At 36.4% G+C, this 13,080-nt stretch carries 12 protein-coding genes; all 12 read left to right on the forward strand.

Features of this window, described 5'->3' with window-relative positions; genetic code table 11:
• Positions 1-708, forward strand: a complete 708-nt coding sequence (locus E4S40_RS00975; protein ID WP_135069531.1) for a methyltransferase domain-containing protein — start codon at positions 1-3, stop codon at positions 706-708.
• Positions 708-1,598 carry a glycosyltransferase family 2 protein gene (locus tag E4S40_RS00980; protein ID WP_135069534.1) on the forward strand — a complete coding sequence of 297 codons (891 nt, stop codon included), beginning with the start codon at positions 708-710 and terminating at the stop codon, positions 1,596-1,598. The genes E4S40_RS00975 and E4S40_RS00980 overlap by 1 nt, the downstream gene beginning before the upstream one ends.
• A complete protein-coding gene (locus E4S40_RS00985) occupies positions 1,585-2,706 on the forward strand; it encodes a glycosyltransferase family 2 protein (protein WP_135069537.1) in 1,122 nt (373 codons plus the stop codon). The genes E4S40_RS00980 and E4S40_RS00985 overlap by 14 nt, the downstream gene beginning before the upstream one ends.
• Positions 2,703-3,827 carry a glycosyltransferase family 4 protein gene (locus E4S40_RS00990; RefSeq protein ID WP_135069540.1) on the forward strand — a complete coding sequence of 375 codons (1,125 nt, stop codon included), beginning with the start codon at positions 2,703-2,705 and terminating at the stop codon, positions 3,825-3,827. Before E4S40_RS00985 ends, E4S40_RS00990 begins: the two co-directional genes overlap by 4 nt.
• Positions 3,817-4,668 (forward strand): glycosyltransferase family 2 protein, encoded by an 852-nt coding sequence (locus E4S40_RS00995; protein ID WP_135069543.1) that lies wholly within the window; start codon positions 3,817-3,819, stop codon positions 4,666-4,668. The genes E4S40_RS00990 and E4S40_RS00995 overlap by 11 nt, the downstream gene beginning before the upstream one ends.
• Before the next feature lies 1 nt (position 4,669).
• Positions 4,670-5,551 (forward strand): glycosyltransferase family 2 protein, encoded by an 882-nt coding sequence (locus tag E4S40_RS01000; RefSeq protein ID WP_135069546.1) that lies wholly within the window; start codon positions 4,670-4,672, stop codon positions 5,549-5,551.
• 3 nt (positions 5,552-5,554) lie between these two features.
• Positions 5,555-6,427, forward strand: coding sequence for a methyltransferase domain-containing protein (locus tag E4S40_RS01005; protein WP_135069549.1), 873 nt, complete (start codon positions 5,555-5,557; stop codon positions 6,425-6,427).
• On the forward strand, positions 6,424-7,875 hold the full coding sequence (locus E4S40_RS01010; RefSeq protein ID WP_135069552.1) for a glycosyltransferase family 4 protein: 1,452 nt from the start codon (positions 6,424-6,426) through the stop codon (positions 7,873-7,875). Before E4S40_RS01005 ends, E4S40_RS01010 begins: the two co-directional genes overlap by 4 nt.
• Before the next feature lie 10 nt (positions 7,876-7,885).
• On the forward strand, positions 7,886-9,511 hold the full coding sequence (locus tag E4S40_RS01015) for a glucosamine inositolphosphorylceramide transferase family protein (RefSeq protein WP_135069555.1): 1,626 nt from the start codon (positions 7,886-7,888) through the stop codon (positions 9,509-9,511).
• Entirely contained in the window at positions 9,508-10,593 is a 1,086-nt protein-coding gene (locus tag E4S40_RS01020; protein ID WP_135069558.1) for a glycosyltransferase family 4 protein, read from the forward strand. Before E4S40_RS01015 ends, E4S40_RS01020 begins: the two co-directional genes overlap by 4 nt.
• A 449-nt stretch (positions 10,594-11,042) precedes the next feature.
• Positions 11,043-12,221 carry a hypothetical protein gene (locus E4S40_RS01025; RefSeq protein ID WP_237563098.1) on the forward strand — a complete coding sequence of 393 codons (1,179 nt, stop codon included), beginning with the start codon at positions 11,043-11,045 and terminating at the stop codon, positions 12,219-12,221.
• A 226-nt stretch (positions 12,222-12,447) separates the two neighbouring features.
• Positions 12,448-12,720, forward strand: coding sequence for a four helix bundle protein (locus E4S40_RS01030; RefSeq protein WP_135069564.1), 273 nt, complete (start codon positions 12,448-12,450; stop codon positions 12,718-12,720).
• The last annotated feature ends 360 nt before the right edge of the window (positions 12,721-13,080 follow it).

A 13,080-nucleotide genomic window follows, 5' to 3' on the forward strand; every position in this document is an offset into this window, starting at 1 on the left:
ATGAATTATATACATACATCTGATATTCATAACCTTAATTCTCCTAATACTATCCTTCCTATTTTGTTTGAAATTTTTAAGCCAAAATCAATATTAGATGTTGGTTGTGGTATTGGTACATGGTTAAAATCTAGTTCTAACTTAGGTGTTTTAGATATTTTAGGAATTGATGGAGAATATGTAAATAGAGACCTTCTCTTGATAAATGAGGAATCTTTTCGAGGATTCGATTTAAATTTTGAATTTAATTTGAATCGTCAATTTGATCTTATTTTATGCCTTGAAGTAGCTGAACATTTATCAGAATCTTCGTCCAATGTTTTGATAAATTCTCTTGTTAAACATTCAAATGTGATTCTTTTTTCAGCAGCCATTCCGGGTCAAGGAGGCCAAAACCATTTGAATGAACAATGGCCTGTCTATTGGGTAGAAAAATTTTCAAAGCATGGTTTTGTTTTTTTGGACATTATTCGTCCTATAATTTGGGATAATCCACAAATTGATTTTTGGTATAAACAAAATATATTTTTGGTAGTCAAAGAGTCTCATGAATTAGCTGCTAAGTTTAAAAGCTCTTCTCTTTCCTTGGTTCATCCGGAATTGTATGATGCAAAGAATCAGATTTATGAAAAGAGAATTGCATTTTTAGAAAGGCAATTAAAAGTGCATCCATTAAAACGTTGGATAAAAAGCTTAATTCAAAATTAATGCGAATAGTTGATTTAGCTCCCTTTGAAAAGGCTTCAAATTTTCAGCTTTCTTCAATTAAGGATGTCTCTATTTTGATCAAAACACTTGAACGTGAAGCTCATTTAATCCAACTTCTTTTATCAATCCAAAAATATGGTTTTCAAGGTCCGATATTGATAGCAGATGATAGTAAGGTGCCTTATGGAAAATCTGTGATAGCTAAATTTCCTAACCTTCAAATTCATTATTTGGAGCTTCCCTATGACACAGGTACGGCAGAGGGAAGAAATGAAATGCTAAAGTTGGTTGAAACTCCCTATTTTTTGCTTTGCGATGATGATTTTGTCTTTGATAAGCGGACAAGGGTTCCTCTAATGCTTAGATTACTGAATTATTATAATCTTGATATTTTGGGTGGTGTATTTAGACAGCATAATAAGAAAACCCGAATAGGCAATTACTTGCTTAAGTTGAACAATTTTCTCAACCAGTTTAACTGGTCACTACCCAGTTATCAAATTTATGAATACCATGCGGGTCTCAAGATTGAAGAGAAAAAGATTTCTTTATTCTCTGTGCCATATCAAGATCCTATAACGGTCTGTGATTTAACACATAATTTCTTTTTGGCTAGAACCGAGAAAGTCAAAGCTTTTGGGGGCTGGAATCCTCTTCTAAAAGGAGGGGAGCATCAGAATTTTTTTATTCGCGCTAAGTTAGCTGGACTCAAGGTGGGTACTACCAGAAAATGTGGAGTAATTCATGACCAATGGACTCCAAATTCGGAATTATACAAAGCTCTGAGAAAGCGAGGAAACGAATATCAGATGATTGCCTTGGAAGAATTTGGTGTTAAAAGATTGGATAACTATAAAGAAGTTCTAGGAGGGACATTTGGATTACCATAATATTCAGTTCTCGATCATTATTCCATGCTATAATCATTCAAAATATTTGAATGACTGTTTTGAATCAATTTTTTGCCAAGGTTTTCAAAATTGGGAAGCCATTTTAGTAAATGATGGAAGCACGGATGATACTGAGGAGCTTGCAAAAGAGTTGATTCAAAGTGAATCGAGAGTAAAATATATTTACCAAGAAAATAAAGGCTTATCCGCGGCTCGAAATACAGGAATGGCAGCTGCAAAGGGCGAATATCTACTTTTCTTGGATGCGGATGATTGGCTTTATCCGGAATGTTTGAATACCTATTCAAAATTTTTAAAGGATAACCCTCTAAGCAAACTCTTGAGATGTGGTTATGCTTATTGGGATCATCCCGAGGGCAGAAAGTATCATGCCCACAATCCAAGTAGAGATGTTTTAATCTATCCCAATGTATTAACTCAAAATATCGGTCCTTGCCATTCCATTTTAATAAAAAGGGATTTTGCAGAAAGCATAGGAGGTTTTGATACTTCATTGAAGAGCTGTGAGGATTGGGATTATTGGATTCGGGCAGGTAAAATGGGGGCTAGGATTAACTCAATTTCCGAGACTTTGGTAGCCTATCGCTATGTTCCCAATAGTATGAGTCGCAACCCTAGAGTAATGTATGAGTCATTATTAGAAGTCAGTCTTAGAGCTGGGAAAAAAGATCCTCGTGTATCTGAGAATGCTCCCTATAATCAAAACTTTGATTTGGATTATTCTACTATCCAAAAAAATCACCTGATAAGTATGCTTGGTGTTATGCTTCATCAAGGAAAAGTATTGGAGGCGGTGGAGTGGTATCAAAAAGAAAAAGAAAGATGGAATTGGAAATTAAAAGTCGAAGATTGGAAAGGATTAAGCTCCTACCTTTCATGGGCATATTTTTTTGAACGTGGAAAAATTGAAAAACTGCTTGATGAGACTTTCCCTTGTCTAATAAATTTTTTCAAAGATTTAGGCTATTCTGAAACTGAATGTTCCAAGCTTAGCAAAATGGTCTTTGCTCCTCAATTGAAGACGCTTAATCATATTCGATTTGGAAAAGTATTTGGTGCAGGGTTAAATAGAATTGGGTGGTATTGAAGCCAAAATTGCTATTTATTTCACCATCAAGCCCATTTCCGCCTAGAGATGGAAAAAGGCAAAGAACATTGGCCTTGTTAAATGCGGCTTTGATAGCCTACGAAGTAGATTTTTTGATTTTAGGCGCTTCAAGACAGGAAATAAGTAGATTAAATGAAAATGAATTAAAACCAAATCTTCATTTCTTTTATTTACCTACTTCAAAAGAGTCAAGGTTGGAAAAAATAATTGGGCTATCTCTTCTTCCTAGTAAATCGAATAGGAAGTTGTTTAAAGATTTTTTAAAGAGTAAATCATATGATAAAATTTTCTGTAGATATGCCAGTTCTGCAAGGGATTTACCAAGCAATTGCAATTTTTATTTAGATGTAGACGATGATTATTACGAGTTCATGAAAACAAAGATTTCTTCCCAGACTAGTTTTTGGAAAAAAATTAGATATGGTCAAATCTTTATTCTGAATAGATTTTTTTACAAAAGAATTCTTCTAAAGTCAAAGCAATTAATATGGGTAAAAAATCAAAATAGACGTGGGCATGTACTTCCAAATCTTCCTTTCCAAATTCTTATTTCAGGATTCCAGGAGTTACCTCCTCCAAGATCTAGAAATTTACTATTTGTTGGGAAATTAAGTTATGAACCTAATGCAAGAGGTATTCAATGGTTTTTAGAAAAGGTTTGGCCAATTCTCAAAGAAGAAATTCCGAATATTAAGTTAACAATCATTTCTTCTGTAAAACCTAAGAGTGAACTCAAATTATTATTCGATGAATCAACTGATGTAAAGCTGGAGATCAATGTTCCAAATATTCATAGTATTTATAAAAACCATGCAATATGTATTGTTCCAATTTTTTCTGGAGGGGGAAGCAACGTGAAATTAGCCGAAGCACTAATAATGGGTAGAAAAGTTATTTCTACCAATTTTGGAGCTAGGGGATTTGAAAATTGGATTAGTTCTGGAGAGATAAAACTAGCAAATAACCCTAAAGAATGGCTAACTAAAATTTCAGAACTCATAAATGAGCCTTGGGATGAAGCTTCTTGGGAAAAAATAAGGAGTCAATTTTCTCTTAAAGATTGGGATCAACAATTTTTAAATATCCTAAATGAGTCCTAAGATTTCGGTAATCATTCCATTTTTTAACTCTGAAAAAAACCTAGAAAGAGCAGTAAACTCGGTGATTTCTCAATCTTTTACTGATTGGGAATTAATTCTGGTCGATGATGGAAGTTCCGATAATTCAGGAAAAATAGCTAAGTCATTTCTGGAAGACTTTAGAATTAGCTATTTCTTTCAGGAAAATAGTGGGGTAAGTGTTGCTCGTAATTTAGGTGCTTCAAAAGCAAATGGATATTGGTTAATTTTTTTGGATTCAGATGATGAGCTAGATAGCTCGCTTTTTTTTGAATTAATTCAATCAACGTCAGAAAACATCCATGTAGTATTATGGGGTTTTAATTGGGTTTTCCAAAATGGTAAATCAAAAACGTTTATTAGAAAAGGAGAAAAATATATTCCCAATCTTTCTGGTTCATTTGCTTTTAAAAGAGTAGTTTTTTTAACATTAGGTGGTTTTGATGAAAGTTTGAATTTCGGTGAAAACACTGAACTCTTCCATAGAATTAGTCTTTCCAACTTAATTATTAAGGAGCTTGCAATAATTGGCTTTACATATCACGATTCCAATAATGGGGGGAGTAAAAATCTTCAAAATTCAATAGATTCTAATCTTATCATCCTTGAAAAGCATAAAGAGACTTTGTCCAATCATACCAAGCATCTGTATCATCAAGTCATCGGTGTTAATCAATTGCGCTTTAGGCGATATAAGGAAGCAAGAAAAAATCTTTGGATAGCTTACACATATAAACCTTTTAAATTATCAACTCTAGTAAGGTTTTTTATTTCTCTATTCCCTTTCTTAGTCATTAGGCTTTATTCAGAAAAAGTTGGCTAAAATGAAGTTTGGAGGCTTTATAATCACCTACAATCGTCCAGAAATTCTTCTGCAAACTATTGATAAAATCTTATCTCAGACATATCCACCAGAAATACTTTGGGTTATTGATAATTCTGAAAACCTAGAAACAGATCATGCTATTGCCTCATTAGCGGATGATAGAATTAAATACTATAGAATGGATTATAATGCTGGTCCAGCAGGAGCAGCTGCAAAAGGGCTAGCTTTATGCGCAAATGAAAATCTCGATTGGATATATTGGGGGGATGATAATGACCCACCATTTTGTCAAGATTATTTTGATCAGCTACTTAGAATAAGTTATGATAAACCATTTGCAGGTATTTTGGGTTCAGTGGGTCAATTTTTTGATAGAAAAAAAGGAGTGATTAAACGGATTCAAACTCGTTTGCTTGAAAAAAAAGAAACTCTAGAGGTTGATTATGTTGCAGGAGGAATGTGTATGCTTGTCAGTGGAAAAGTTGCAAGAGAAGGAATTTCGCCCAATCCCAATTTATTTTTTGGTTTTGAAGACCTAGACTTTTGTACAAAAGTTCAAAGTAAAGGATATAAAATTTTTGTGGATTGCAAATTGTTTTTAAATGCAAGGAGATTTCATGATAGGACAAATTTTAAAAGACCCAACTATCAGAAAAAAGTAAACCTTAATAGGGAATATTATAGCTTAAGAAATCTCTTATACATCTCTGACTCTCTGACCTTAGCATCCATGAAAAAACGATTAATCCAAAAATGGTTATTAAAATCTATTTATGGTTTTCGATTTGGTTTAGGCTATGGATTAAAAAATTTCAGGTTGATTTTTTTAGCTTTTTACCACTATAAGAAAGGAATTATGGGAAAGACCATAAAGCTATAATCTATGGGATTTAATATAAAAACAACCGAACTTCTCATTCAGGCCAAAAAGCTTGGAGTGGATTTTTCAAAGGTAGCCACAATTGGTAGACAGACCTTGAATGGATCTTTTATAGAATTTGAAAATTTGTTCAAAAGTTATGGATATAAAGAAGAGGATCTAGAAAATATAATTAGTCGAAAAAACAGATATTCTGAAGGATTTTTAAATTCTCTAGGTGCCGTTTCCATTGATACTTTTGATGCATCAAATTATGAAGGCGCTACAAGAATATGGGATATGAATTTACCCATTCCCCAAGACTTAAAAGAAAATTATTCCTTACTTATTGATTCTGGGTCGCTTGAGCATATTTTTAATTTTCCTCAAGCCATAAAGAATTGTATGGAAATGGTAAAGGAAGGTGGGCACATGATTGGAGTTACACCATCAAATAATTTTTTTGGCCATGGTTTCTATCAATTTAGTCCCGAGTTGTTTTATAGAGTGTTTTCAAAAGAAAATGGATTTGAATTAAAAACAATGTGGCTATTTTTTCCAAGGTCAAATAGTCCAATTTATGAGGTGATAGATCCGGTTGATGTTAAAAGTAGGGTCAGTCTTTCCAATTCCGAGGAAACATTTCTTTTTTATATTGCGCAACGAACCGAAATCAAATCAATTTTTTCCTCTTTTCCTCAACAGTCTGATTATCAAAACATCATGTGGAATACAAATTCTTTTTCGCCAAAAGATAAAAAAGGAATGTCTCAATTATTACCCAATTTTTTAGCAAAAATGGGAGTTCGTATTTTAAGAAAACTTAAGTTTCTAAAGACTATTTCAAACCCCTTAGGGACTGCAAATAAAAATTACTTTAAAAGGGTGGAGTTTTGAAGACTCTCTTCACACAAGACGCCTTAATAAACGCCGGTACTGAGCGAAGTAATTTTGAATTAATTTCTCGATTTAGTTCTGATTTGGAGGTGTCCGTGGTCTATTTTTATCCTCATCATGAGTTAAAAGAAGTATATGAGAGAGCCGGAATCCGGCTCTTTTTTTTGAATATCCCTGAGCGATATCATTTACTAAAAGGAACTTGGAGATTAATTCAGCTTATTCGAAAAGAGAAACCTGATTTGGTTGTTTCCTCCTTATGGCGGGCAGATATCATGAGTCGATTTGCCTGTTGGTTCACAAATACCCCACTAGTTGGAACCTTGGTCAATGACAGTTATGCACCATTAGCATGGAAAGATAAGCAGGGCTGGAAACATCGGGTCGTTTATTGGTTAGATCGCCTGACTTCAGGGATTCCCTTTCACTGGATTTCTAATGCTCAGGCTTTGATTGATTCACATGTTAAGACTTTGGGGATTGATAGAAAAAAGATTACAGTAGTTTACCGTGGTAGAATGATTCCTGAATTGGTATGGGACAGTAAGGGAGAAAGGGGAAAAGGGAATGGAGATAAGGGAATAGATAATAGGGATAAAGCACTAGAGGAAGAAAAGGACTTCAGAAAGACTGCTTCTACCGACAAGGTTAGGATCGCAGTGACGGATGACGTCATTGCGCCTGCCCGCTGTGGCGGGAGCGAGGAACGACCGAAGCCTGCCTTGCCGGCAGGCAGGCAATCTCAAAAGAAGGGGGAAGATCGCTTCGTTCCTCGCGATGACGAACCGATCCGAAACTTCATCTCCTACGGTCGTCTTCTTGAGCGCAAAGGCTTTCAGGATGCTATTCAGGCATTTGCTGCGGTTCTAAATAAATATCCAGATTGCACTTTGACCGTATTTGGTGAAGGACCATACCGTCAAGAATTGGAAAGTTTGATCCAAAAACTTGACCTCCAAAACTCAGTCTTTCTCCCTGGTAAAATTTCCAATCCGATTGATGTTTTAATTCATGGGTTTCACCTAAGTGAACCTTATTGCCACAAGCAGAGGGAAAATGAAAATGTGACTTCCAATTCTAAGATTTCCTCCGACAACGTACAACGTAAAACTTACAACCTACAACCCAAAAAAGCCCACTGCTTCCTCTTCCCATCTTGGTACGAAGGCTTCTCCGGTGCTTTGGTGGAAGCGATGATGGCAGGGATTCCTATTATTGCTTCGGATATTCCTATGAATTTGGAGGCGGTGGAATCCAATAAATCTGCTTTGATTTTTCCGGTTTGCGATAATAAAGCCCTAGAAGATAAAATGATATTCGCTATTGAAACCCCGGAATTCATGTATCAATTGGGACAAGAGGCAAGAAATCAAGCTGTCAAACGCTTTGATATTGAAAAAATAGCGAAACAGTATGAAGAGACTCTACTGAGTCTTGCCAAAAAATAGTAGAATCTAAATGCTTAGAATAGTTCTTTTATTGGATTCATTAGAGGTTTCCGCCTGGGTATGGGAAGCGATTTATCAAACTATGAAAGTGGAGCGTACTCAAATTGTTTTGGCAGTGGTAAATGAAAGCCCCAAACCCAGCGGTAAAAAATCTCCCTTTATATATCGCTTGTATCGATGGGCTGACCGAAAATTGTTCCTAAAGCAACCGGATGCCTTTGCTAAGAAAAACTTGAAATCAATCCCCCATTGGGAAGTTCCTGAATTAAAGGTCAAGCCAATTCAAAAAAAGTATTCAGATTATTTCAATTCCGAAACTTTAGCAAAAATCAAATCCTATCAGCCTGATCTGATTATTCGCTTTGGTTTTCGAATTCTCAAAGGAGAAATTTTAGACCTTGCTCCCTTGGGAGTTTGGTCCTATCATCATGGAGATCCTAGCCGTTTCCGAGGAGGCCCTCCCTGTTTTTGGGAAGTGATGAAGCAGGAGGAGACAACAGGGGTTGTACTTCAAAAGTTAAATGAAAAATTGGATGATGGACTTATTCTCTATCAATCCTGGTCCCAAACAGATCCGCTGTCTGTGCAGCGAAATGCAAATAAGGTCTTCTGGAAATCCAGTTATTTTATTGCAAGAGTTTTAAAGCAAATTAACCTTGAGGGGCTAGAATCTTTGAAGAAGAACCTCGAGAAAAAAGAAATTTCTCTAAAAGAAAAGGGTCCTATTCTTTCTCCTCCAAAAACCTTAGAAATGCTGGGGCTATGGTTTGATTTATGGAAACGAAATTCTTTAAGAAAGAATCAAGAAAATTCCAAAAAGCCTTTTTGGGAAATAAAAGTTGCTGCTCGAAAGCCTTCCCAAAAACCTCTTGAACTAAACTTTGACTATAAAGCGGTTTTACCTCCAAAAATAGATCATAAGAAAGGAGATTTTTGGGCTGATCCTTTTCCAGTTGAAAAAGGGGAAGATACCTGGGTCTTCTATGAAGAATTTGAAGCTAAAAAGAATAAAGGCAGAATAGGCGTTGGAAAATGGGATGGAAAATCTTTGATAGATAGAAGAGTTGCATTGGAAGAAAATTGGCATTTATCCTATCCTTTTATTTGGGAAGAAAACGGTTCTTTTTATCTGATTCCAGAATCCGGTGAGGTGGAAAATCTATTTATTTATGAAGCAGTGGGTTTTCCTTTTACCTGGAAAAAACTGGGTTTATTTTTTCAGGGAGAAGCTTACGATCCCACAATAATCAAGAGGGATGGGGGATATTGGCTGTTTGTAAATCAAAAACCTCATCCCGGAGCTTCACCTTTTGTAGAACTCAATGCATACTTTTCAAGATCTTTACTAAAGCCCCAATGGGAAGCTCATGAGCAAAATCCGATTGTTTCTGATGTTTGCTCCTCTCGCCCGGCTGGAAGGATTTTTGAATGGGAAGGAAAATTATATAGGCCTGCTCAGGATTCCGGAAAAAGGTATGGCCACCGGATTAAAATTCAGGAGATTATAGAATTGACCTTGAAATTATATTTGGAGAAAACCGTCCGAATTTTGGAACCTGAGGAAGCAGCTTTGGGTACACATACGTTTAACTTTACCAGCAAGTGGATTTTCTCAGATTCCTTTTTTAGAAGATGAAAATCTTTCAGGTAATTCAGCGACCCCAAGCTCGGGGGGTAGAACTTTTTACTGCTTTACTCTCCGAAGAATTACAAAAGTTGGGTCATGATGTAGTCTTAATATCAATTTTTGAAGGTTCTGCTGAGCTTCCCTTTTCGGGAAAACAAATTCACTTAAACAGACCCCTCAATAGAAGATTTTGGGATTGGTCAGCATGGAAAAAATTTGGGGAATTAGTAAAAAAAGAGTCACCAGACTTGATTCAAGCAAATGCTGCCGATACCTTAAAATTCACCGTTTTATCTAAAATGCTTTTTGGATGGAAGACACCCGTCATTTTTCGAAATGCATCCCTCATGAGCACCTATATCCAAAGTATCGGAGTAAAGAAATTCAATGAATTTTTGTTGAATCAGGTGGATGGGATTGCATCAGTGTGTGAAGCCTCTCAAAATGATTTGAATGCAACTTTTTTATTGAAAAAGCCTACTTTGGGAGTTCTTCCTATTGGTATTCAAATTCCTGAAATATCAATAAAAAGTCAAAAAAATGGGCCAATGGAATTGGTTCATATTGGAGGTTTTACTTTTGAAAAGAATCATCAAGGTCTGCTAAGTATTTTTGAGGAAATAAAAGAGAGATTTCCTGATGCCAAGTTAAAACTAATAGGAGATGGACCACTTTTCCCCCAGATAAAAGAGGAAATCCAAAAAAGAGGGTTAATCAAATCAATTGAGCTCTTAGGAGCACTTTCCAATCCGTTCTCTCATCTTTCTAAAAATTCAATCCTAATACTTCCCAGTCTAATTGAAGGGTTACCTTCAGTACTTTTAGAAGCCATGTATCATAGAATTCCTGTTATAGCCTACGGAGTAGGAGGAATTCCTAAAATTTTAAAAAATGGGGAAACCGGTTGGTGCATTCCTCCAAGGGACTCCCAAGCTTTCATTCAATCCATTCAAGATGTATTAACACTAGGTGAAGAATCCAAACAAAAAATCCTCGACCAAGCCCATCAGCTTGTAACCACCCACTACTCCCTCCCTCAAGTCACCCTCCAATTCGAGCAGTTTTATAAGTCTTTATTAGACAAAAACTAGGTCCTCTTAATCATTGCTGGTTGTCATCCAAATGACCAAAAAAGGAATCAATCATTATTGGCCATCAATGATTTAATTTTGAGATTGCTTCGTCGCATAAATAATCTTGATTACTACCCTAGATTAAAGGCTCCTCGCAATGACGTTCACAACCTATTCCCCTTTCACTCATTTTATAAAGTCACAGGTCATAATACAAATAACACTAAACATTGAACGCTGAACCCTGAACAACAATTAATCAATTCGTCAATTCATCAGTTCCTCAATTCCACAGTTCCTCAACTCCTCAACCCAAAACCTACAACCCAAAACCTAGAACCGTTTAACCCTGATCTTTTCCTAATTCGAATCTTCTCTTAACTTTAAACTACAATAGTTTTAAACTCTAAAAAGTGCTTGGCGCAGTCCTTCTAGTCATCTTTCTTTTTTTCGTCTCTCAACCCATTTTGAATAACCTCCAAAAGGAGCATAAATGGTTGAAGGCTGGATTATTGAACCAAATGTATTGGTATCATATGTTTTTTGGATTGGTTTATTGGACTTATTCCCAGTTCAATCGATCGGATTCGGTCATGTATTTCCGAAGCTATGAACATTATAGAAATTGGTTTGATGCCTTCGAACCGGGGACGCTTTTTATTGAATGGGTTAATTATCCATTTGCAAAGTGGTTGGGATTCAATTACGATATGATGATGTTCTTTTCCACTTGGGTGGGTTTCTGGGGCTTTGTCTACTTTTATTGTTTTATGAAGGAAAACCTTCGCTTTAATCCCAAGTTTGAGGGTTGGGATGCCATCACCATTTTTATGTTTTTGCCTAATATGCACTTTTGGACAGCCTCCTTGGGTAAAGGGGCTTATATTTTTGCTGGTTTGGCCTTTTTGACCTATGGTCTTTCTTGGCCTGGAAAACGAATTTTTCACATGGTTTTGGGGGGATTTATCTGTTATATGATTCGTCCTCATATTCTATTTGCGGTTTTGATTGGGATGGGAGTAGGCTTTATTCTGGGTAGGGAAAAGGTTCCTATGTACCAGAAATACCTAGCTGCTGCTGCAGGTATTGTAATCAGTATTTTGGTATATGATAAGTTGTTGCTTTACCTAGGTTTTGATCCTAATAATGTAATGCAAAGCTTTGAAGAAGAGACCGAATTGAATGCACAGCGATTGCAGGCTGCCGGTTCAGCCGTGGATATGACTTCTTATAGCTTGCCCATGAAGCTCTTTACATTTTGGTTTCGGCCACTTTTTGTGGATTCTCCGAATGCATTGGGCTTGGTGGTTTCCCTAGAAAATGCCCTATATATCTATATGTTTTCTAAGATTTTTAAGAAGAGCTTTATTGATTACATCAGCATTGCACCTGCCATGGTTAAGATGTCGGCGGTGGTTTTTGTGTCTATTTCCATCTCCATGACCTTTGTGATGTCGAATTTGGGCATTATCATCCGTCAGAAGTCCCAGATTATGTACTACATGCTTTTTGTGATTGTGGCTTTTATGGATTGGGAAAAAACAAACCGAATCAAAAAGCGCGCAGAAATCTATAATCGCATCGTCGAGCGGGAGAGAAGGGAAAGAGAGGAAGTTGCCGTGGGGATTGTAGGGAGTGGGGAATAATAGGGAAAAGAGAGAAGGGAAAAGAGAATAGGGAATAGGGAGAAGGGAATAGGGAGAAGGGAATAGGAAAAAGAGATTAGGGAATAGGTAAAAGAGAATAGGGAGTAGGGAAAAGGGATTAGAGAAAAGAGATAAGGTAATAAAGTCCAATCCCTTATCCCTTAATCCCTCAATCTCTCTTTCCTCAATCCCTAATATCTTAATCCTTTATTTAATTTTTAAAATCATGCAAAAGTCAGATAGCTTTGAAGACTTGATCTGTTGGCAAAAGGCCTACAATTTGAAGCGTAGGTTGAAAAGAGAAGTTCTCCCAAAATTGCCACGAACTGAAAAGTATGAGTTATATTCTCAGATTTTCCGAGCTTTTGCCGCCGTTCGTGTCACCACGCACGGCCATCTTGCTGTTCAGGATTTGCAATCCCGAACCTCTTATCATAGGATTTGTAATCCGCAGAAAAACTCAACCAACATAAAATCGTTTTCATCTTGCTGGTACTAATTTTTCGTTTTCATTTCGATGATCCTTCGCCACCGCTGGGTGTACGTGTGTCTCTAATTCCCACGGTTAAAACCGTGGGCTAATGAATGATTATCCGCTACTCAAAAATTTGACTCTAAAGAATATTTTTTAATTTTTTTGTTCACTGATCCATCTCCCTCTCCTTGAGGAGAGGGTCGGGGTGAGGTAGAAAAATCCCGAACGTCTTATCAAAGGATTTGTAATTCTAGGAATACCTATTTCAACCATAAAAATCGTCTCCATCTTGCTGGGACTAGCTTTTCGTTTCCAATTCTAAAATCCTTCCCCAGCGCTAATAATAATATCCTCTATATACCCCGGGTTAAAACCCGGGGCTAC

Origin of the sequence: Algoriphagus kandeliae (assembly GCF_004571135.1) — a bacterium.
Taxonomy (GTDB): Bacteria; Bacteroidota; Bacteroidia; order Cytophagales; family Cyclobacteriaceae; genus Algoriphagus; species Algoriphagus kandeliae.